Source organism: Paenibacillus sp. FSL K6-2524 (genome assembly GCF_038005525.1).
GTDB lineage: Bacteria > Bacillota > Bacilli > Paenibacillales > Paenibacillaceae > Fontibacillus > Fontibacillus anaericanus.
Genome location: NZ_JBBOSP010000001.1, coordinates 39,320 through 61,216, shown reverse-complemented (window position 1 = coordinate 61,216; position 21,897 = coordinate 39,320). Strand labels below are relative to the sequence as shown.

Annotated in this window: 21 protein-coding genes; all 21 read right to left on the bottom strand. The window is 45.8% G+C overall.

The genetic code is table 11. The annotated features are described in order from the left end of the window. Nucleotides 1–71: 71 nt before the first annotated feature. The 21 genes from spoIIE to veg all read right to left on the bottom strand — a co-directional run bounded on the left by spoIIE (nt 72) and on the right by veg (nt 21,814). Entirely contained in the window at nt 72–2,576 is a 2,505-nt protein-coding gene (spoIIE, locus tag NST85_RS00290) for a stage II sporulation protein E (protein ID WP_341188231.1), read from the bottom strand. 397 nt (nt 2,577–2,973) lie between these two features. After that, nucleotides 2,974–3,474 (bottom strand): S1 domain-containing RNA-binding protein, encoded by a 501-nt coding sequence (locus NST85_RS00285; protein ID WP_341188230.1) that lies wholly within the window; start codon nt 3,472–3,474, stop codon nt 2,974–2,976. Nucleotides 3,475–3,587: 113 nt separating this feature from the next. Then, on the bottom strand, nt 3,588–3,935 hold the full coding sequence (locus NST85_RS00280; protein WP_246054383.1) for an FtsB family cell division protein: 348 nt from the start codon (nt 3,933–3,935) through the stop codon (nt 3,588–3,590). An 18-nt stretch (nt 3,936–3,953) separates the two neighbouring features. Then, nucleotides 3,954–4,523, bottom strand: coding sequence for a spore cortex biosynthesis protein YabQ (yabQ, locus tag NST85_RS00275; protein ID WP_127194222.1), 570 nt, complete (start codon nt 4,521–4,523; stop codon nt 3,954–3,956). Then, nucleotides 4,520–4,801 (bottom strand): sporulation protein YabP, encoded by a 282-nt coding sequence (yabP, locus tag NST85_RS00270; RefSeq protein ID WP_127194223.1) that lies wholly within the window; start codon nt 4,799–4,801, stop codon nt 4,520–4,522. The genes yabQ and yabP overlap by 4 nt, the downstream gene beginning before the upstream one ends. A 118-nt stretch (nt 4,802–4,919) precedes the next feature. After that, nucleotides 4,920–5,201: an RNA-binding S4 domain-containing protein gene (locus tag NST85_RS00265; RefSeq protein ID WP_127194224.1), complete on the bottom strand. Its 282-nt coding sequence runs from the start codon at nt 5,199–5,201 to the stop codon at nt 4,920–4,922. Next, the gene (locus NST85_RS00260) at nt 5,201–5,473 is read right to left on the bottom strand and encodes an HU family DNA-binding protein (protein ID WP_127194225.1); all 273 of its coding nucleotides are present in this window, start codon (nt 5,471–5,473) and stop codon (nt 5,201–5,203) included. The genes NST85_RS00265 and NST85_RS00260 overlap by 1 nt, the downstream gene beginning before the upstream one ends. Nucleotides 5,474–5,657: 184 nt before the next feature. After that, on the bottom strand, nt 5,658–7,154 hold the full coding sequence (gene mazG / locus NST85_RS00255; protein WP_341188229.1) for a nucleoside triphosphate pyrophosphohydrolase: 1,497 nt from the start codon (nt 7,152–7,154) through the stop codon (nt 5,658–5,660). A gap of 518 nt (nt 7,155–7,672) precedes the next feature. Next, nucleotides 7,673–9,334 carry a putative polysaccharide biosynthesis protein gene (locus NST85_RS00250; RefSeq protein WP_341188228.1) on the bottom strand — a complete coding sequence of 554 codons (1,662 nt, stop codon included), beginning with the start codon at nt 9,332–9,334 and terminating at the stop codon, nt 7,673–7,675. A 205-nt stretch (nt 9,335–9,539) separates the two neighbouring features. After that, nucleotides 9,540–10,082, bottom strand: coding sequence for a stage V sporulation protein T (gene spoVT, locus NST85_RS00245; protein ID WP_127194260.1), 543 nt, complete (start codon nt 10,080–10,082; stop codon nt 9,540–9,542). A gap of 301 nt (nt 10,083–10,383) precedes the next feature. Next, a complete protein-coding gene (locus NST85_RS00240) occupies nt 10,384–11,490 on the bottom strand; it encodes a peptidylprolyl isomerase (protein WP_127194228.1) in 1,107 nt (368 codons plus the stop codon). Further along, nucleotides 11,477–15,001: a transcription-repair coupling factor gene (gene mfd / locus NST85_RS00235; RefSeq protein ID WP_127194229.1), complete on the bottom strand. Its 3,525-nt coding sequence runs from the start codon at nt 14,999–15,001 to the stop codon at nt 11,477–11,479. The genes NST85_RS00240 and mfd overlap by 14 nt, the downstream gene beginning before the upstream one ends. 151 nt (nt 15,002–15,152) lie before the next feature. Continuing rightward, nucleotides 15,153–15,383: an anti-sigma-F factor Fin family protein gene (locus NST85_RS00230; RefSeq protein ID WP_127194230.1), complete on the bottom strand. Its 231-nt coding sequence runs from the start codon at nt 15,381–15,383 to the stop codon at nt 15,153–15,155. A gap of 82 nt (nt 15,384–15,465) precedes the next feature. Continuing rightward, a complete protein-coding gene (gene pth, locus NST85_RS00225; protein ID WP_127194231.1) occupies nt 15,466–16,026 on the bottom strand; it encodes an aminoacyl-tRNA hydrolase in 561 nt (186 codons plus the stop codon). A gap of 106 nt (nt 16,027–16,132) precedes the next feature. Then, nucleotides 16,133–17,086 (bottom strand): ribose-phosphate diphosphokinase, encoded by a 954-nt coding sequence (locus tag NST85_RS00220; RefSeq protein ID WP_127194232.1) that lies wholly within the window; start codon nt 17,084–17,086, stop codon nt 16,133–16,135. A 60-nt stretch (nt 17,087–17,146) separates the two neighbouring features. Continuing rightward, nucleotides 17,147–18,547: a bifunctional UDP-N-acetylglucosamine diphosphorylase/glucosamine-1-phosphate N-acetyltransferase GlmU gene (gene glmU / locus NST85_RS00215; protein WP_127194233.1), complete on the bottom strand. Its 1,401-nt coding sequence runs from the start codon at nt 18,545–18,547 to the stop codon at nt 17,147–17,149. A gap of 124 nt (nt 18,548–18,671) precedes the next feature. Continuing rightward, the gene (spoVG, locus tag NST85_RS00210) at nt 18,672–18,956 is read right to left on the bottom strand and encodes a septation regulator SpoVG (protein WP_110930526.1); all 285 of its coding nucleotides are present in this window, start codon (nt 18,954–18,956) and stop codon (nt 18,672–18,674) included. 183 nt (nt 18,957–19,139) lie between these two features. Beyond that, nucleotides 19,140–19,970, bottom strand: a complete 831-nt coding sequence (gene purR / locus NST85_RS00205) for a pur operon repressor (protein ID WP_127194234.1) — start codon at nt 19,968–19,970, stop codon at nt 19,140–19,142. A 69-nt stretch (nt 19,971–20,039) separates the two neighbouring features. Continuing rightward, nucleotides 20,040–20,900 carry a 4-(cytidine 5'-diphospho)-2-C-methyl-D-erythritol kinase gene (gene ispE, locus NST85_RS00200; RefSeq protein ID WP_127194235.1) on the bottom strand — a complete coding sequence of 287 codons (861 nt, stop codon included), beginning with the start codon at nt 20,898–20,900 and terminating at the stop codon, nt 20,040–20,042. Between the two features lie 253 nt (nt 20,901–21,153). Further along, nucleotides 21,154–21,330, bottom strand: a complete 177-nt coding sequence (locus NST85_RS00195; protein ID WP_127194236.1) for a small, acid-soluble spore protein, alpha/beta type — start codon at nt 21,328–21,330, stop codon at nt 21,154–21,156. A 202-nt stretch (nt 21,331–21,532) separates the two neighbouring features. Then, a complete protein-coding gene (gene veg / locus NST85_RS00190) occupies nt 21,533–21,814 on the bottom strand; it encodes a biofilm formation stimulator Veg (protein ID WP_127194237.1) in 282 nt (93 codons plus the stop codon). Between the last annotated feature and the right edge of the window lie 83 nt (nt 21,815–21,897).

Here is a 21,897-nt window from a genome sequence, read left to right as displayed (position 1 = left end):
ATTCCATATTTAAAAAATATACTAAAGGAATTTTATGGATTTAACTCGGTGGGTCAGCACAAAGAATCAATCTAACTCACGGTACGAGGTCGTTCTAATCTACTGATACCTGGTATATTGAGCGTTGCCCATTGCGGGCGTAAGTGATCAACCTTCACTACCACAACGGTCATATCGTCTAGAATGAGATTTTGCTGATATCGAATGACTGAATCTAGCAGGCGGTCAGCCATCTCCTGGGGCTCTTCCTCTTGAATTTCTTGGATCAATCGTTTGATCCACAATTCCTTATTCACAGCGTGACCTGGAGCATCATAAATTCCGTCTGTCATCATAATCAGTGTGTCCCCCGGGTATAATTGTACGGTTACCAAGTCAATCTCAATCTCCTGTATAATTCCGATGGGTAAATTGCTGGCTGATACAGGAATCACCTCTTGCCCACGCTTGATGAAACTTGGCGAGGATCCAATCTTCATAAATGTAGTCCGGGCAGAATATTCATCGATCAATGCCAGGTCCACCGTGGCATAAATCTCATCCGGTGATCGCAGCATCAGAATAGAATTGACCGATTTGATGGCCAGGGTCTCATCCATACCGGATTGCAACAATTGTTCGAGAATATTTAGAGCAGTACTGCTCTCCATCCTCGCCCGCTCCCCATTGCCCATACCATCACTGATCGCTACCGCGTAGGTGCCGTTTCCAAGCTCCATGGCACTAAAGCTATCACCTGAAAGTAAATCGCCACCTTTAGCTGCACCCGCCACCCCGGTAGTAATCTCATAGGTCTTGGCTGACCCAAAAGTAACACATGCAAGGCCTTCTCTTCCGCCAAGCGAAGTTTCATTGATAACTGCAATATGTTCAACTAGAATATCCGACAATAACGGAGCTATAATCTTCCGGCATTCGTCGTACCCACGAGTATAAGCATGTACAATCTCGATCTCTACGTTCCCATGATCCAGATTAACAATATCGATACTTTGGATGGATAGACCCATCTGCTCCAGTGCTTCCCTAATCTGTTCCTCCTGCCGATACATCGCTTGTCCTTCCCGCTTAATCTCCTTGGCCAGGTCTTCCATAACCTGCGAGACACCCGAGAGCTGCTCAGCCACAAGCTGACGACTATCGTATATTTGCCGTTTCCAATGCATATCATGTTGATAGAGGCCGTACTCATGCTTCATCACTTCTAATACTTGCTCCGTCTTGGAGCAAATTTTGCCCCACTTTGGAGGGAGCTGCTCCTTGCTCAAATTCGGCTTATCTTCAATCATTGTCATCATATCGGTCATATATTTATAGGTTTGATAGAACTTACCGTCCCAGCATGAATTGCGGCGAAAGCAGTTCCCACAAACTTCTTCCGTCACAGAATTCATGAAGTGCTCCATATCCCTGTTATGTCTCGCCATCTCACCAGAACCTGAGGTAACCCCGAAACTGTGAGATAACTGTTTAAATACATGTGAAAATTTCGTTACCCGCTCTGCAGTAATATCTCGTACACGCTTCGCATATTCTTGCTGTGTATTGATATGATCCTGCGTGCCAGGAACATATTTGGAGATGGCGCTAATTAAACCTTTTGGCGTCAGAAGAAACATCCCTACAGCGATGCAACTCTCCCAAGTTGAGGACAATACATCGGCTGGCCCCGTGAGATAGATGGACAAGATAGAGGAACCCAGTAACATCCCGAAACCGACTGCCCATTTACGTCCTTCGCGTAGCATTCCAGCCAACATCCCTGAAAAAGCTAGTAGACTCATTTGATAGAGTGCCGATGTATCAGCCAAACTAAGAATCAATCCGGTAACAACGCCAACCGACGCCCCTAGCGGTGCACCGCCTACTAGGGCAAATATAAGAATCAAATATCTCGATAGTACATGCTCTATGGATAACCCACTAATTTCCCAACCAACCGAACCAGTCATTACGGAAGCCAGTAAAATAACGAGACATAAAATTTCCTCATTACGCAGTTGATACGTTTTCTTGCGATAAGTCAGGATTGGCAGTGCCTGAATAAATACCAAAGTGAGCACAAAGCTTAACACTGCATCCATTACTATCATGGTCATGGCATACCAAGTAAGGGACGGACCAACGATAGCATTAAACAGACCTACGAAAAAGGTGGACGTGAACACCATTAACGGCGCATAAGATATATCCGCCCGATCGAACGACTCTACTCCTTTGTGGATCAAATAGAATATGAGCAACTCTGCAGCAATAACGATGACATGATTACCCTGAACGGGTGAAAATAAAGCTCCAGCAACCATCGACGCTCCAGCTAAGATGGCGATATCCCGGCGCATAAACATAATCACTGCGAAGAATGCGGCAGCAAACGGAGACAATTCCCCTAGGATTGTTGCTTTGCCTAGCAAAAAGCCCATGAACATCAGTAACCAGTTCCATTTATTTGCCCCAAGGATTGTACTGAATTTATTCACCATGGGGATGCTTGTCCACCCGTTCCACCACGTTGTCTTGATCGGCTCCTTCGCCTTCTTCATCCCTGGGAATGAGATGACATTCCACTTCTCCATCGTCCCGGCACCACCAATTCTAGTTTTTATAAGGTATGTCCCATTATAGGAGGGCGAAGATGGAAAGTTTGTCAGATGTCCGCATAGGTACAAAAGAATTTTCCGACAAATTGAGAGGGAATTACGAAACACCACGAACGTAGACGCACACTGTATCTGGCTTTCCTTATACGCCTTTATGTTCGCACATATTTGCATGATCTCTACAGAAGAATATCAACTCCTCACGCTGAGATAACTGGAAATGCGTAATAACCTGTCGGCAAAAGAGGGAAGACGACAAAAAAAACATGGATGGGTAATGGAGGCACGAAGTTTGCCCTAATTTCAAAATAAACACAAAAAACCGTAGGCAATCGCAATTGCCTACGGTGGGTTTAATATATAATTTGCGGAATTATACTCGTTTGGCTCCGCGTCCTCCGCGTTTGCCTTCGGTGTTCTTCTTCAGTGAAGAAATACGTTCCTCACTATCTTTAAGGAAACGTGACACCTTATCTTCAAATGTAGCTTTACCAACAGGGGGTTTAAATGAACGACCTCCCCGATCTCGGTTAAATCCACCACCACCGCCGCCACCACTTGGACGGTTTCCATCTCTTCCGCCACCTGGCGGTCGATCAGGCCTTGGTGCACGAGGCGGTCTAGCAGCCTCTACTGGTTTGTCTACAGTTTGCTTAATGGATAGTCCGATCTTACCGTCCTTATCGACATTAATTACCTTCACGGTAACCGCGTCGCCTATCTTCAGATGATCGTTGACGTCTTTAACGTAATTGTCGGCGATTTCCGAGATATGAACGAGACCCGTGACACCTCCTGACAGATCCACAAATGCTCCGAAATGCGTGATGCCTGTCACTTTTCCTTCTAACTTGGTGCCCACTTCTATTGCCATAAAATGAAATGATCCTCCCTTAAAAATATACAGTCAGTTCTCACAGTCTTGACTGCGGTGATTTGATTATACCGAATGACTCAAACAAGGTCAACAGACGTATATCCCTTAAGTCAATCATTCCCCGTCTCTGACTCCGATACCCGGACTGGAATTTCTCCTGGTTTGTAAAGACCGTATTTCTTCATTGCAATTTGGCCGATATATTCGGGATCTTGAAGGCGGTTTAATTCATATTGTAATTGATTCAAGCTTTGTTGACTCTTTGTTAAGGAGGCCTGTCTCTCCTCAAGCTCTTGTGACTTCGCTTCGATCTCCCCAGATTGGGCTATGAAAGTATATCCCGCCCAACCGAAGAACAGGATCATACACCCCATCCATAAACGAAGCCGCCTGCGTGCCCCGGTAGAACTAGAAGAAGCTTGGCCTTTGTTATTGGATTTCGTCTTAACTGAGCTCACCTGGGCACCTCCAAACCATCAATTCTTACCGAACCATTGTTGCCATATTCTAATTATCCGCTGTTGTATGTAGCGAAAGCCATCTATAATTCGAAGACGCTTTACAATTGGTCTAGTTGTCCATATTAAAAGTTTCCAAAGCGGCAATAACGTGATCCGTCCAAGAAACAACAATATGATCCCAACAAAACCCAAAAGTAATTTCATTAGTTTCAACAGCCATAGTATTGGAGCAATTAACAAAATCTGAACTACTCTTACCGTTATTGCATAAATTTGTCTAACTATCCTAATTAACATTACCACAAAACGTTCTGTTATAACACTGAGGAACAAAAAATAAGCCCAAACTCCTATAAACAGCCCTAGGAAGACATAGAACCTCAGTTCACCATGATTACTGTGATAAAGATTTCGAAATACGAACAACGAGGCGGCAATCCAATAGATCAAATCCAAAGTGTGGACACTCCAGCGCGGGAAACGAAGTTGTCCCGATATCACGCGATAGCTGTCAAAGGCAGTCCCCATGATTAACCCAGAGAATAACATCCACAGTAGGGTGGCCCACTGCATCTGTAGATTCATCGGAATAGCTTACCCATCAATCCCTTGCCCGATGACTTAGAGCCAGGATCCAAATAGGACAGAGAATTAACCAGGCCTTCGATACTGACGAGTCCCTGCTCCAAATTTAAATTCTTAATATGCAGATTTTGGCCGCGAATCGTTAAATGCCCAAGCTCGGTCTGCAGCAGGAACTCCTCACTGTCGAAGCTCTCTACATTGAGGACACCGCAAATCTCCAACAGCTTTCTTTGCAGTAAATGCAGTTCCTGACGTTTTCCTTTACTTTGTTCGATCATGGCATGTACCCCTCCTTCTTACAGATAGCTTATGGAGGGGATGCTGCCTTTAGAACTCCATATAAAGAAAGAAGCATGCCTCAGAATAACAAAGGCATGCTTCTTAAAGTCCAATCATTCAGGGCCAGTCTAACCCGGTTTCCTTCACGATCGGTTCTTCCTTAACCAAGGTATACATGGTGGCAGCGTCTTCCTTACGAGTTGATTCAGCTAGTCGGTCGACAGAAACCGTCACCAGCTTCTGGCCAAATTGAACGGTAATTTCATCGCCAACTTTGACCGCACTACTCGGTTTAGATTCACGCCCGTTGATCAGAACTCTCCCCTGTTCGGAGATATCCTTCGCCACCGTGCGACGCTTGATTAACCGCGACACCTTCAGGAATTTATCAAGACGCATTATTTTACAGCTTCTTTAAGTTTGTTACCTGCTTTGAAAGCTGGAACATTCGATGCAGGGATTTCAATTGTCATACCCGTTTGTGGGTTACGGCCTGTACGACCGGAACGTTTACGAGTTTCAAAAGTACCAAAGCCGATCAATTGTACTTTGTCTCCGTCTGCAAGTGCACCGGTTATTTCACCGAGGAATCCATTTAATACAGACTCAACGTCTTTTTTGGTCAAACCACTTTTACTTGAAATGTTGTTGATTAGGTCTGTCTTGTTCATTAATAATGCCTCCCATATAGTTAAGAAAATAGGTGATATGCAGCAGTATAAACAGCGTAAGCTTGGTACAACCGCTAGAATATCTTGTATGAATATTCTTTCTTGAAGCCCGAATTCCTGCTCCAAAGTGATAAATATTTTGTTTTTTTCGCAAAATTAGACGAAATTTAGTATTTCCTGCATATTATTGTATACCTTTGGCCTTAGCTTCATCCCATAAATTGTCCATTTCAACCAAGGTACTCTCCCGCGGTGTTTTCCCCCGCTCACGCAGTATCTCCTCTACATATCCGAAACGCCGTACAAATTTGAGAATCGTCAACGATAGTGCTTCTTCGGGATCGACCCCAATAAAGCGAGCTACGTTAACAATCGAGAATAACACATCACCAAGCTCCCTTGTCTGCTCAAGTGGATCAAGCCCACCTTGCACCGCATCCTTAAGTTCACCCAGTTCTTCCTCGATCTTAGACCAAGCCCCGTCGATATGATCCCAATCAAACCCTGCCTTAGCTGCCTTCTTCTGTAGTTTATATGCTTTCATCAAGGCAGGCAAATCTCGAGGCACGCCATCCAGTACAGAGAGCTCCTCAGGCCTAATGCCTTTTTGCCGCTTCTCCTCCGCCTTCATAGCTTCCCAGTTGTTAAGCGCCGCCTCAGCATCCTCAGCACTGAGCTCTCCAAATACGTGAGGATGACGATATAACAACTTCTCATTCAGCTCTTGAACGACATCATATACTGTAAATGCTCCGGTCTCCTCTTCAATCTGAGAGTGAAGCATAATTTGCAGCAACAGGTCACCAAGTTCTTCACGCATATGATCCGGATCATCATCATCGATCGTCTCTAGAACCTCATAAGTCTCCTCAATCAGGTTCTTGCGGATCGATTGATGCGTTTGCTCGCGGTCCCACGGACAACCCTCAGGGCTACGAAGGATAGTAACAATCTCATGAAGCCGCTGAAAGCTTCGAATCCGCAAATTATCATCCTTACTCGCCGGAACGTATACGAGGGACAGATTCCCATACCCTTCCGTACGATCAAGCTCATAGAGTGGCACCGTAATGATCTGTTCCTGTTCATCTACCCCAAGCGCATGACCAATAACGACTTGATAGTCATCAGGATAGATTTCCATCAGACTCAGCTTCACTTCTGAGGCCGTAAAGACATCATATACTTGTCCAATCAGCGTATGCATCCGCGGATCAATATTGGCGGGTGATAACCCTGAGGCATCAAGCAATTGGAATCCTTCGATGGGATCAAATCCAAACCGAAGGAAGGCCTCATCAATAAAGCTCTCTCCACCGATAACATTCAGTTCGATCTCTTCCTGCGGGCAACGTCCCCTGAGTAGCTTTACTGTGGCTTCTGCTACCATCGGATGACCCGGGACGGCATATACAATCGCTTTGCCCCCAGATTCTGATTTAGCACGCGTGATGAGTCTCTCTGTAATTTCCTTATAGACGGAGGGAAAGTCCGCTTTCTCCTCGTATACCTCATCAAATGATGAGAAGGTTACTCCTGTCTCTTCCAACCATGTAACAACGGGATGATCCTTCGTACGTACATACCGTTCTTGCGCAACTTGAAGCTGTTTTAAGCTTCCCAGAGTCAATCGGTCGGGATCTCCGGAGCCTAGTCCAACAACTGTAATGATGGCGCTCATTCTTTCACACTCCTGTCCCGCAAATATAAAAGCAGCGAATAAGTATACGTACCCGACGTATTCAAGTCTGCCTCAAAGGCGGGTCAAATTCTTGTAATTACTATACCACTAGTTCCGGTCGTTTACTAAAACCTAAGGTGTATGAGGCGAAGGTGCCTTGTCACTGAAAAGAATGGAAAGCTAACAGAGGCCGCAAGGCACCAAAAGTGATTATAGGGTATTGTAAGTGCCGTTAGGCGCGATGAAGGCCGTGCAGGGGCGGCAGAGACTGCATACGGCCAGAAATGCCACAAAAGCCGTTAGGCCCAATGAGGGCCATGCAGGGGCGTCACTGAGCGCGAGCGACCCCGAAATGCCGTGAAGGCCATTAGGCGCGGTAAAGGCCTCTTAGAGGCGGCAGTGACTGTGGGCCGACCTCATCATGCCGCAAAGCCGTCAGACACGACGAAGGCCGCCCAGGCGCCAGTTGCGGCCGTGTCCCGGGGCAAGCGGTAGTTCGGGCGAGAGCGTTAGGGTGCTTAGCGCAGCAGCCCCAGACGCCGAAGCGCGCTTAGCAGCTTCGGCCCAACGCGCGGCAGCGCGGACAGCTCCGCCTCGCTCAGCAGGCGCGTCCGCAGCACAGCTGCGGCGAATACGGCTGCGCCGAGCAGCACGCCGAGCAGACTCTCCACAACCGCCGCTAGGCGGGTGTGCGGCAACGAGGCTGTGGCGAAGCGCAGCAGGGTCAGTGCCGCGGCGAGCGCAAGCGCCGCGGCAGCAGGGCGCAGCAGCGCGTCACGGACGCGCAGCGCGATCCCTGCGCGTCGTAGCAGTAGCGCGAGGTTCAGCGCGGCTGCTACGGCGTAGGCGACGATGCCGGCGATAGCGGCACCGTCTGGGCCTAGCTGCGGCACGAGGAGCATGTTCAGCACCAGCTTTAGCACAGCTGCAGTAAGCAGGTGTAGCGCAGGCGCTCGAACGTAACCAAGGCCTTGAAGCAGGGCAGCCGTTACAGTAACGAGTGCTCCAGGTGCCGCAGTCCATGCGACCCAGGCCATCGTTCCACTCCCAGCCACATCACCGTACAGCATCACATTAATCGGCTCAGCTAACATAGCCAGACCAATTGAGGAAGCTAGACCTATCAGCCAGAACCAACGCAGCGCCACACTCGACTGACGCCGAATCCCCTCAAGGTCGCTTCTCATTTTCAACTCCGCCAGGGAGGGAATAAAGAGCACAGAAAGCGAAGTTGCAATCATGGTCACCAGTTGAACTAGAGGAATCCCCCGGTTATATATACCGACCTCTATCATCGCCCCTATTTCGCCCCCGCTCCCTCGAAGTAGGCGCGGCAATGTAAATGTATCTACCAGACTGATCAAAGGCACGGCTAGCGAAGCCAAGCAGATCGGGATCGCATAACGAAGCATACTCCGTAGAAGACCCCAACCCCATTCCCCTTTATCCAACGATATCTCACGAGTGCTCTTAGTGTGTTTCTCCGCTGGGGAGACCGTCACCATTTGGATCTTGCTCTCGCCTCTGCTGTACCTACGCCAATACATCAGCATAACAATAAGCCCTGCTACTCCGCCCGCAGCTGACCCAGCTAAAGCCCCACCCGCGATCAAATCATCTGAGGATCCTATACCACCCAAATAAACTAACAAGACGATCATAACCGCTACCCGGACAGCCTGTTCAATTACTTGAGAGACAGCGGTGGGCATCATATCTTGCAACCCTTGAAAGTAACCGCGCATCGCTGCACTAAGCGGTATAAATAACAGCGCTGGAGCTGAACTCCGTAGCGCCGGAATTAACTGACTACTTCCAATCAGACGCGATAGAAAAGGAGCCCCAAAATACATAAGAAAACTACATGCCACACCTAGAATAGCCATCACTATCGTAGCCATCCGAAGTACTTCTCGTTTGCCAGTTTCCTGCCCTACAGCGTGACGCTCCGCTACAAACTTCGAGATCGCTGTTGGAAAGCCCGCCGTCGCCAGTATGAGCAAAATCGTATAAAAGGGATAAACGGTGTTATAAATCCCAAAGACACCGTCGCCCCCTATATTCTGTAATGGAATCTTCTGTAGGGTACCAAGCAACTTGGTTACAATCGCTGCCAAGCTTAGCACTGCTGCCCCTTTAAGCAACTTAGAGGGTCCTGTTTGTTGATTATATTCCTTCATGAGTTCCCTACTTTACGGAGAAATTCTTATAATGACCTAGTACTGAGATCCATTATATGACGAATTGCCTCCTCCGTAAAAGCTAAGCATCTCACTTTACCCTTATAAAACGACAAAAAGAACACACTCCCGTGTAATCAGGGCGGCTTAGCCAATCTGATTGACGGAAGTGTGTATGTAGCAAAATTTTTATGTCAGGAGACATTTACTGCTCCATTTGTTTAGCTAGAAAACCAGCAGCTGTTTCAGCCATTTTTGACTCAAGCTCAGACATCTTGACGGAATCATCTTTGTTCAAGAGAATCACAGTACCGATTGGATCTCCCCCTGAAATGATGGGCGCCATCACAAATGAAGAAATGTTCTCTGGGTGGTCTTTATTAATTTCATAAGTTCCCGAGTTTACTTCAACAATAATCTTACGGCCTTCCATACAATTCTCTAACAACATGCTAATCTGTTTATCCAAATATTCCTTCTTGGATGCTCCTGCCACGGCAATCAATGTATCCCGGTCAGAGATTAGCGTAATATGACCCGTACTCTCAAATAATGATTCAGCATATTCCTTGGCGAAATCGCCTAACTCACCAATTGGTGAATATTTCTTCAGGATAACCTCACCATCACGGTCCACAAAAATCTCTAGTGGATCCCCTTCTCTAATCCGCAAGGTGCGACGGATTTCCTTAGGTATTACCACACGGCCCAGATCATCGATACGGCGTACAATTCCAGTTGCTTTCATTTTATAAGTTGCCCCGCTTTCTAAAGAAGTTTTGAAATACGATACGGTGTAACGGATTTTATTTAACCCGCACGTTATTACAACATCAAGAGCTTCGTATAACCAACTTAGTGATGTTTGTAAGAAGTGGTGGGATTCGGTTACTGTGATTCTAACCATAGTATTCATCCGTTTTCAGCGACTTATTCATCCGATTTATCGGTGAATTTTGAAACGTTAGTCCCTTCGCAGAGACAAGAAAGCAGCGCGAGTTATCACGCTGCCTCTTATTACTATAACTCAAACTTTCCTATGGAAGCAATTATTTGGCACTGTTGGTATTTGTATCAGTTTCTTCAGTCCCTGTGTTGGTCCCAGTATCCGGTGTTGTAGCACCATCTTTATCTTCTGTTCCTTCAGTTCCTTCAGTTGTATCAGCTGCCTTTTCAACCTTAGGTAGCTTGATTTCCTTGATGATCTTTGTCTCTAGTTCACCATTCATAAACTCGTCCAACTTATTGGAAGCTACCGTTGTTTTCACTGTTTCCTTCTCTTCATCGGTTAGTCCTTCGAAAGTCTTCTCATTCCGTGATTCCACACGAATAATATGATATCCATAAGCTGTCTCTACCGGTTCGCCTATTTCGTTAAGCGGTTGCGTCAGAGCAGCTTGCTTAAATTCTTCTACCCATTTATTAACTTTAGCATTCTCATACAATCCACCGTTAGCATTGGAACCACCGTCGGTACTGTATTCTTTGGCAAGAGTTGCAAAATCCTCACCCTTGTCCAATTTTGCTTTAACTTCATTCGCTACTTTTAGCGCTTCTTCTAAAGTATACTTCTCGTTACCTTCGGCATCCTGCAAACCAATTAGGATATGACGGACTGAAGCTGTTGTGAAATCGTCCTTAGTTGCTTCGAATTCAGCTTTAACTTCTTCATCTGTAACCAGATTCAATTGACCTTCCATTACCGTATAGACACGAACCATATAATTCTGGAATTCTTTCTCTGTCACTTTTTGTGCATCGAGCATTGCTTTAAACTGATCTTCGCCATATGCTTCTTTCATTGCCTTATATTGTTCATCGGCTTTTTTCTTGCCTTCTGCTTTCGTCTTGTCATCTGCTTTGGACTCTAAATATTTGTAGGCAATTTCTTGCTTGATCAGATATTCACGGAAATCATCCAATTGAGTGAACTGTTCCATTGTAGGTTGAAGCGACAATACGATGCGCAACTCCCGATCGAACTCATTTTCCGTAATTTGTCCACCTTCATAAGTAGCAACTACAGCACTATTGTCGCTATTTTCTGCGTCTTTAGATTCATCTTTCTTACCGCATCCTGCCATAACTGAGAAAGCTAGTACGGCCACCATTGCAATCGTCAACCTTTTCCACGTACGTTCTTTACTTCGAAACATCTAGTAATTCCCCTTTCGCTTTGAACGAAATCTTTAGCGCCTCCAGAAATTGTTCCAATAGGGCCATCAATTCTTTGTCGTCCATTCCCTTAGTTTTAATATTGATCAACATCGTCGGTCCTTGATTAAATTGTACACGTCTTCCGAACAGATTTCCAACTTCCGCAAGCTTGGATGGCATAATGTCCTTCTCACGACCCGCGTAGAACTTCATAATGACCTCATCGCCTCGTCTAGTAATGGATTCGATACCATACTTCTTACCATACAGCTTGACCCTCGCTACTGAGAGCAAGTTCTGTACAGTTTCCGGCAATTCTCCGAAACGATCGAGCATCTCATCCTCAAGTTCCGAGACATCTTCAAACGAAGATGCAGAAGCTGTCTTCTTATATATCTCAATCTTCTGAATACTATCATAAATATAATCCGACGGTAAATACGCATCTATACTAAGGTCGATCGACGTATTCCATGATTGCTCCTCCGGAACCTTCTCACCGAGCATGGATACCTTACGCTTCTTGATTTCCTCCGCTAACATTTGCGAGTATAGATCAAATCCAACGGAAGCAATAAACCCATGCTGTTCCGCTCCTAGCAGATTACCAGCCCCCCGTATTGTAAGGTCACGCATAGCGATTTTGAATCCAGAACCAAGTTCAGTAAACTCCTTAATGGATTGCAACCGCTTCTCCGCCACCTCTGTCAGAGACTTATCACGCTGATAAGTAAAATAAGCATACGCAATCCGATTGGAACGTCCCACACGTCCACGTAACTGATACAACTGGGACAAGCCCATTTTATCAGCATCATGTACGATCAAGGTGTTAACATTCGGGATATCCACCCCTGTTTCGATAATGCTTGTGCTTACCAGGACATCATATTCTCCGTCAAGAAAGTCAAGGATCGTCTTCTCTAGCTCCTGCTCTGACAATTGCCCGTGACCAACCGCAACCCGTGCGTCTGGAACAAGCATCGAAATTTGCGCCGCCATTTCTTGAATTCCTTGAACACGATTATACAAGTAATAAATTTGTCCTCCGCGCGCCATCTCCCGTTCAACCGCCTCACGCACCAGTGACTGGCTATGCTCGACAACATATGTTTGTACAGGGAAGCGATTCTCCGGAGGTGTCTCGATAACAGATAGATCACGGACTCCGAGCATCGACATATGCAAGGTTCTCGGAATCGGCGTGGCCGTTAACGTCAACACATCGACATTCGTCTTAAGGCGCTTCAGTTTCTCCTTATGCGTCACACCGAACCGCTGCTCCTCATCGACGATCAGTAGCCCCAAATCCTTAAATATGAGGTCTTGAGACAACAAGCGATGGGTGCCGATCACAATATCGACCGTACCCTTCTTAACGCCTTTAATCGTCTCATTCTGTTCCTTCCGACTGCGGAAGCGGCTAAGACTTTGTATATTAATTGGATAACCCGCAAATCGCTCACGGAAAGTTTCATAATGCTGTTGTGCGAGAATCGTCGTCGGTACAAGTACCGCAACCTGTTTGCCTTCAATGGCCGCTTTAAAAGCAGCACGAATAGCAACTTCGGTCTTCCCATATCCAACATCACCACATAACAAACGATCCATAGGCCGAGTCTGTTCCATATCCTTCTTGATTTCCTCGATAGCCCGAATCTGGTCTCGAGTCTCTTCATAAGGGAACATGGCTTCAAACTCCTGTTGCTCAGGTGTATCCTTCTCAAAGCCGTAACCAGGAGATGCTTGTCGATCGGCATATAGTTTGATAAGCTCGTCTGCAATATCCTGAACTGAGGATTGCACTTTACTCTTCACCCGAGTCCAGTCATTACCACCAAGCTTGTATACTTTCGGTTCTTTGTCTTCAGAGCCAACATATTTCTGTATCAGATCGATCTGTTCAATCGGTACCGACAGTTTATCCCCGCCAGCATACAGGATATGCATATAGTCTTTATGAATCCCGCCTACTTCAAGCGTACCAATCCCAATATACTTCCCGATCCCATGGTTCTGATGGACAACATAATCGCCAACCTTCAGCTCCGTATAGCTCTTGATGCGCTCCGCATTGTCCATGTTCTTGCTAATCTTACGCACTTTACGCTGCTTCTGGGAGAACATTTCGCCTTCGGTTATAACGACCAAATGGACGGAAGGTAGCTCAAACCCCGATTGAAGATTACCATTCAGTAGGGTTGGCTCATCAATCCCATAATCCTGCAGCACACGCCGCATTCGTTCCATCCGTTCTTCCCCGTTGGCCAGCATAATGACCTTGGCTCCGCTCTTCTTCCAGCGGTCCATTTCTGACTTCAACACATTCATCTGACCATGGAAGTCTTGCATAGCACGACTAACGAAATTCAGAATGTTCTGAGGTTGGCTATGCGGTACTTGCCGTAGGAATAACGACAAGAATAATGTTTGAAACGGCCGACGGTAGAGAACATGATCACCCTCGAACGCTAGTGGAAGCTCTGGCAGACTTTTACCATTCTGAAACAGGTTTAGATTCCACTCCGCTTCATCTCGTTCGAGTTGTTTGGCTGTCTCTAATAGACGAGCTGGCTCATCCAGAATAAGCAAGGTATCACTCGCTACATAATCGTATAACGTCTTATTCTCCGGATAAATCAGCGAAATATATTTATAAATCTCCGAAAAATATATATGCTCACGCAGCATTTCAATTTCCTTAGAGACCTCTTCCTTCAGCTTGGCCTTAGCCTTACGGTCTGTCATCTTCTCTAATTGCGCTTCCAAACGGTTGCTCGCAGCTTGCGCCGCTTTCTCCAAACGATCCTTAGAGGCAATTAGCTCCTTACAAGGAGGGATAGACACTTGCTTGACTTGATCCACCGATCGTTGATCTGCTGGATCAAACGTACGCATCGAGTCGATCTCATCGTCGAATAATTCTATCCGGTATGCTAATGTCGAGGTTAAGGGATAGAAATCGATAATCCCCCCACGAATACTCATCTCTCCTCTGGATTCAACCCGCTCAACCCGCTCATATCCGAGCTCAATCATCTTGTTCAGAAATGCATCAAGCTGAAGGGTACCTCCCAGCTTAATCTCAAGCCAGGCTTCGCGCATCGTCTCCGGTGTGGGGATAAACCGACGAACGCCAGAATAAGGCGCCACGACAATCCCCCGAAAACCCTGGGAGCATTGTAACAGCACCTCAATCCGCTGTGCCAACATCTCCGGACTGGAGACGGCAGATTCAGCAGCAACTAGCTCATTTGCTGGATACAGTAACACCTCATCAGTGGAGAGTGCCTCCTGTAAATCCTCAGCAATCTTCTGAGCGGCAAACATATTATGGGTAACGACAAGCATTGGACGATCACTTTCTTTATGAAGTGCTGCCAACATGACTTGTCTAGACGATCCCGATAATCCAGAAATTAACTGCTCTTTCATTCCGGCTTTTACACCTGCAACTGTTGAGGCAAAATCCGAATCTTGGGAAAATGCTTGAATAAGTGCTTGTAACAAATGGGGCACCTCTCTTATTGCTTAGTGGAATCTATTGTAAGTCCTGTGGGACATCCCTACACGAATCAAAAAGGAGCCTCAGCAAACGTGCCAAGGCTCTATAACCGTTAAATTCGGTATACATCCTTCGTTATTCCGCCATCATTTTCATTCATTGCAACGGACTTGATTGTAGCGAGAGTTCTGGGTTATTCTGGAGTGCTTCTCTGCAATAATCACAGGTCACTCGAACCGTTGTTTCCCCGCTTGAATCATACGCTATTATATCTCTCCGCTCATCAGGGGTCAAGAAATGGAAACCCAGTTGCAACTCTGAGACATGAGGGGCCTCGATTCTACCAATAAATGTTCGGCAATGCCTGCATACATAGTTTATTGCCATCTATATGCCTCCTGAAGAATCATTATTCCTTCAGTATGCCCTAAGCGATCTCTCTTTAGCCTCTTCCGTACACTTCAATCTACTATCCATTAAATTTTGCCATCGTCTGTTCAAAGGAATGATCTAGGCTATATTCTATAGCATCACATGCAGCATCAATTGAGGTTTGCAACAGCGCTGCATCCTTTTTTGCAAAAGTAGATAGAACGTAATCTACGACGGCATGTCCTGGATCTGGTCTGGAGATTCCCATTCTAATACGGTTAAAAGTTTGCGTTCCCGTATGCTGAATCAGCGACTTGATGCCGTTATGCCCACCCGCACTACCTTGATAACGGAGTCTGTTTCTACCTAGCTCGGTGTCCAAATCATCGTAGACGACAATCATGTCCTCCAAAGCTACTTTATAGTAATCCATATATGCCCGAACTGCTTCACCTGACAAATTCATATAGGTCATCGGCTTAATTAATGCCACTTTGTGACCTGAAATAAAGCCTTCGCCTAGTAATGCTTTGCATTTGCTCTGTTTGATGTCAATACCGTGTCTACGACCCAATTCATTAACCGCCATAAAGCCAATGTTATGCCTTGTCTTCTCATATTGGGCCCCCGGATTACCGAGACCTACGATCCACTTCAACTTTAATCAATCCTCCATTTTCAAGCCACACTAAGTATAAATATGCCGATAGGGGTTACACCTCCCAGGTGGAAGGTGTAACCCCTGTATGACTGTATCTCAGAATTTATTCTATTTCGAATAGTTTACTGATGGACAATTCCTCATGGACACGAATAATCGCTTCTCCCATCAGCGGAGCAACAGATAACACTCTCAGCTTGCTGGTTGGGTTAGCATGTGTAATCGGAATAGTGTCCGTTACGATAACTTCCTTAAGCGGGGAGTTCTCTAACCGTTCCATTGCTGGACCGGAGAGCACTGCATGAGTACAGCAAGCATAAACTTCTGTAACTCCACCCTCTTTAAGTGCATTAGCGCCAAGCACAATCGTACCAGCAGTATCGATAATATCATCAACGAGAATCGCAGTTTTACCTTCAATGTTCCCGATGATGTTCATAACCTCACTTACGTTCGGCTCTGGACGGCGTTTATCGATAATCGCTAGCGGTGCATTAAGGAAATCAGCCAACTTACGTGCTCTGACCACTCCACCATGATCCGGCGAAACGACAACAGGGTTAACAATTTGCTTAGAACGGAAGTATTGTGCCAAAATTGGCACACCTAACATGTGATCCACGGGAATATCGAAGAATCCTTGAATCTGCATAGCATGAAGGTCCATTGTAATCACACGGTGGGCTCCAGCTTTCTCGATCAAATTAGCAACCAATTTAGCTGTAATTGGATCGCGTGAGCGAGCTTTCCGGTCTTGACGGGCATAACCATAATAAGGAATAACGACATTAATACTCTTAGCCGAAGCACGTTTCAGAGCATCAACCATGACGAGAAGTTCCATCAGATTGTCGTTAACCGGACCGCAAGTTGACTGCACAATGTACACGTGACAGCCACGAACGCTCTCATTCAATTTAACTTGGATTTCGCCGTCGCTGAAGCTCGTCGTTTCCGAGTCTCCCATGGGAATCCCGATATAATCGGCGATTTGATGGGCTAGTTTGGGATTGGAATTACAGGTGAATATCTTCAATTTAGAATCACAATAAGTCATAAATTAAAAACCCTCCGTGCTGTAATAGATAGTTAAGTTATCTCATAATTAAGGAGATTCCTATGAGTCCTGTTCTCTTTGTTTCTTAGCTTTGGCACGAGCACGTATCTTCTCGGCATAACCTGATTTGTTCTCCTGCCGATTTCTAGCTATTGCAAGGTCATTGTCATTTACAGAATGAGTAATAGTCGATCCCGCAACAACATATGCACCCTTACCAACCTTCACTGGTGCGATCAAATTAACATTACTGCCAATAAATGCATCGTCCCCAATTTCAGTAATAGACTTATTATATCCATCATAATTGACTGTAATCGCGCCGCATCCGATATTTACGTTCTTGCCTACTTTGGCATCACCGATATAACTAAGATGTGACACTTTGGAGCCATCATCTAGAGAGGCATTCTTGATTTCTACGAAATCGCCTACCTTGACACCTTCTCCTAATTTTGTACCTTGACGCAAATAAGCGAAAGGCCCAACCGTCGTTCCCCTGCCGACTTCTGCTTGACAGAGTACTGATTGTTTTACCTTTGCATTAGAGTGGATTTGACAATCTTCAATTTCAGCAGAGGGCCCAATAATACAATCCTCACCGATGACACTATGACCGGAGATAAACGAACCCGGATAGATAATACTATCGGCTCCGATTGTTACATCCGCTCCGATATATGTCGAACTTGGATCGATAATGGTCACTCCACCGAGCATATGCTTCCGCAAAATTCTCTCACGCATAAACGACTCCGCCTCGGACAGCGCCAAACGGTCGTTAACACCAATAGATTCTGCGTAATCATTTGTCAAATAACCCTCGACAATCTCGCCTTCTTGCACCAAAATACCGATCACATCTGTCAAATAATATTCCTGTTGGGCATTTTGGTTCGTGACTTTCTCCAGCGCAGCAAACAACTTAGCATTATCAAAACAATAGGTGCCAGTATTGATCTCCTGCACTGCCGCATCCTCTGCCGAGCAATCCTTCTGTTCAACAATTCGTTGAACGGAATTGTTCTCTCCTCGAATGATCCGTCCGTAACCACCAGGATTATCCAAGGAAGCTGTTAACACAGTAGCCGCGGCTCCGCTGCGGGTATGAAGACTGATCAACGCTTCAAGGGTCTCCTCTGTCACTAGTGGAGTATCTCCGCAAACGACAAGGGTGATTCCTTCTTCTTCTCCCAAGAGCGGTTTAACTTGCTTCACAGCATGACCGGTTCCGAGCTGCTGCTCTTGCAGTACATATTCAGCAGACGTTCCGAGATAAGATTGAACCGCTTCAGCACCATGGCCTACGACCACAATACTACGTTCACAATTGACTTTCTTCACCGCGCTCAGGACATGCCCGACCATCGGTTTGCCACACACGGGATGGAGCACTTTATAAAGCTTGGACTTCATGCGCTTCCCCTGACCTGCGGCAAGAACAATCGCTAATCTTTTCAAGGCCCCTGCCTCCTTCTCTTAAACTCATTACTGAATATATCTCATTTAGGCCAAAAAGAAAAGAGAGCCATGTTACATGGCTCTCTTTTCTCAAACCCCAATTGATTAAAAAACTAAAATTGAATTAAGCCCCTTCTTCGATAACTTCCTCCTGGTCAGCAGCACGTTCGTATTCAGCCAATACCGCAGCTTGAATCTTCTCGCGTGTGCCGGAAGATATCGGATGCGCGATATCCCGAAATTCCCCGTCCGGTGTGCGCTTGCTTGGCATTGCCACGAACATTCCATTATTCCCGTCGATTACACGAATGTCATGAACAACAAACTCGTTATCGATGGTAATGGATGCTATCGCTTTCATTCTACCTTCCGAGCTAACCCGGCGAAGCCTTACATCCGTAATTTGCATATGTGTTCACCACCTTTTTCCATCAGAGACTTGGTGTATTATTCCACATAGCAAACGGAAATCCTTTTTTTTTCGTAAACAAAATGACCTAAATTCAGGAATTTTTTTAAGAATGAGTGATTTTCGACAAGTTTCGTCCCAAACTCATTATTTTAGTGTAAAATCGACATCTCTTTCGACCTATTATTTCCTGGAGAAATAGTTCCCAGGTTCTACTGAAATTTCCTTACCCTTGGCATCTACAGCTCTGAGTGTAGCAAGGGACACATAATCATGTAGTAGCCGTTGTTCCGACTCAACCTCACCTGATTCCACCAGTACGCCAACCCCTGCAACAGTCGCATCAAACTCAGCCAACAGGTCGACCATACCTTGAATCGTTCCGCCTGCTTTCATGAAATCATCCACGATAAGTACTCGGGATCTTTCTTTGAGTGCACGCCGAGACAGGCTCATGGTATGCAGGCTCTTCTGAGATCCAGACACATAATTAATGCTTACGGCGGACCCTTCCGTCACCTGATGATCTCTTCGCACTAGTACGACCGGCAAATTAAGCTCAGCACCCGTGGCATAAGCCAAAGGAATACCTTTGGTCTCTACGGTCATAATACAATCAATTTTTGCGTCTGCAAAAGCAGTAGCGAATAACTTACCCGCTTCATTCATCAGACCTGGTTGTCCTAACAGATCAGACATATACAAATAACCACCAGGGAGAATGCGATCAGGCTGCGACAACTTCTCACAGAGCTGATTAATAAAGATTAGAGCCCCTTCACGACTCACCTTCGGAATGTATTTAACTCCACCAGCTGCGCCGGCTAATGTAAGTAATTCACCCATTCCTTGGTCCTCGAATACTTCCTTGATAATTGCCAAGTCCTCACTGATCGACGATTTGGCTGCGCCATAGCGCTGAGCAAACGTAGTGAGCGGTATGAGGTGATGCGGACGGGATAATAAGTATTGTGTCATGTCTACCAATCGAGCGCTTCTTTTTAATTTTTTCACGAAGTACCCCTCGCTAAATCCGAATATTTTATAGAAAATATACCACTTTTGTACGGATTTGTCCAAACTTTACCCTCGAGTTAGTAGTCGCACTGCATATACTTCTTTACAGAAGCCGCGCAGTCCATTATATATTCGTGACACTTTAGACTCTTTGGAGACAAGTCCAAATACCGTAGGTCCACTGCCGGACATGAGAACACCATCCGCGCCAAGCTTAAGCATGGCCTCCTTCAAGTGAGCCACCTCTGGATGCAATTGTAGTGTCACATCCTCCAGAACATTACCAAGCCCTTCGCATACAGATGAGAAGGATCCACTCTCGATCGCCTCAATCATAGTATTGGCTGAAGGATGGTGTGTGATTCTCGAGCTACGTAGACGCCCGTATACCTCTGCGGTTGATACATTGATGGGAAGCTTCGCTAAAACAACCCAGCATTGCGGCGGATTAGGTAGCGGGGTGAGCTTCTCTCCCCGGCCTGTTGCAAGCGCAGTACCACCGGTCACACAGAAGGGGACATCCGAGCCCAGCTCTGCACCTAGTGCTTTGAGCTCTTCAACAGGGATGTCCAGCTCCCATAGTCGATTCAACCCCCGAAGTGTAGCAGCTGCATCACTGCTACCTCCAGCAAGCCCTGCTGCTACGGGAATATTCTTATCGAGATGGATGTATACACCTTTACTCACATTATAACGATCCTTAATTAACCTAGCCGCTTGAAAGGCAAGATTCTTCTCATCCAGTGGAATGTACCCAGCCTGGCTTGAAATAATAATGGTATCCCGTGGAAGAGTGCTCATTTCTAGGCGGTCAGCAAGATCGACCATCGTCATAATCATCTCTACTTCGTGATATCCGTCTTCTCGCTTATGTAATACGTCTAACATTAAATTAATTTTAGCCGGTGCTTTTTCATATATTTTCAAGGTATTCACCCACCCTCAGCATTTCCATAGATTCACATATAACTTAACATATTATAAAAAAAACTTTCACCTTCGTCTATGCAGAGAAGGAAAGGCTCCTCTTAGCTTACAAGTATCACGCTATCCCCTCATTCTACTTGATCTTCACATAAGAATAAAAGGCTATAAAGTCCCTAATTATTATCTTGGCATTATTACAGCCTTTATAATTTAAAAAAACGAAGCCTCCCAAAGGGATGGCTTCGTTTCCTTTCTATCGTTTTGAGGCGGCTTGCTCTGCGAGTTGAATCGCTCTTTTGACCATATTGCCAGCATCTTTGGCCTTAATGCCACCCCAACCCTCTTGTTGGACCGTATCGTAAAACCCTAGATCCTTTGCAAGTTCAACCTTCAAATCCTCCGACATAACGCTGCGCCTTCTACGTGACATAGCTAGCCCTCCTTACGAAATGATGGATATGAAGAAACAATGTTAGTATGACGCCTTCAAGCTCCTCTCATACGGTGGAAAACCTACCCACCCTACAGTCGCACATGACTAGGAGCTTTTGTCTATTATTGAGTATCCATTATTGGGCGCAAAAAAACGACCTAGCTTTGGGCCAAGGTCGTTTACTGAATAATCATGATGTTCACGGCTTAATATACGAAATCCGCATCTCGCTATTGTTATTATCGTTACAGATCATAACCTCAACGGATTCAGTAAGTATATCGGCATAACTGTATGACACACGTTTAAAAGTCTGTTGCTCTTCATCCAACTTCACGATAAAGACGGAAGGATAAGTTTCCTCCAATACACCGGTACGTTCGACGGTCTTTCGGCGTCCTCCGTTGGCCCGGAGCAGAATTTTCTGTCCTACGTGAGCTTCGAGACTGTGCTTAATATCTGACAGCGCATTTTTAGCCATTACCTGTGACCACCTACTTTCTTTTTCTATTATACAACAGAAAGCAGTGTCTTGTCAATTCCAAACAAATAAGTATATCAGCA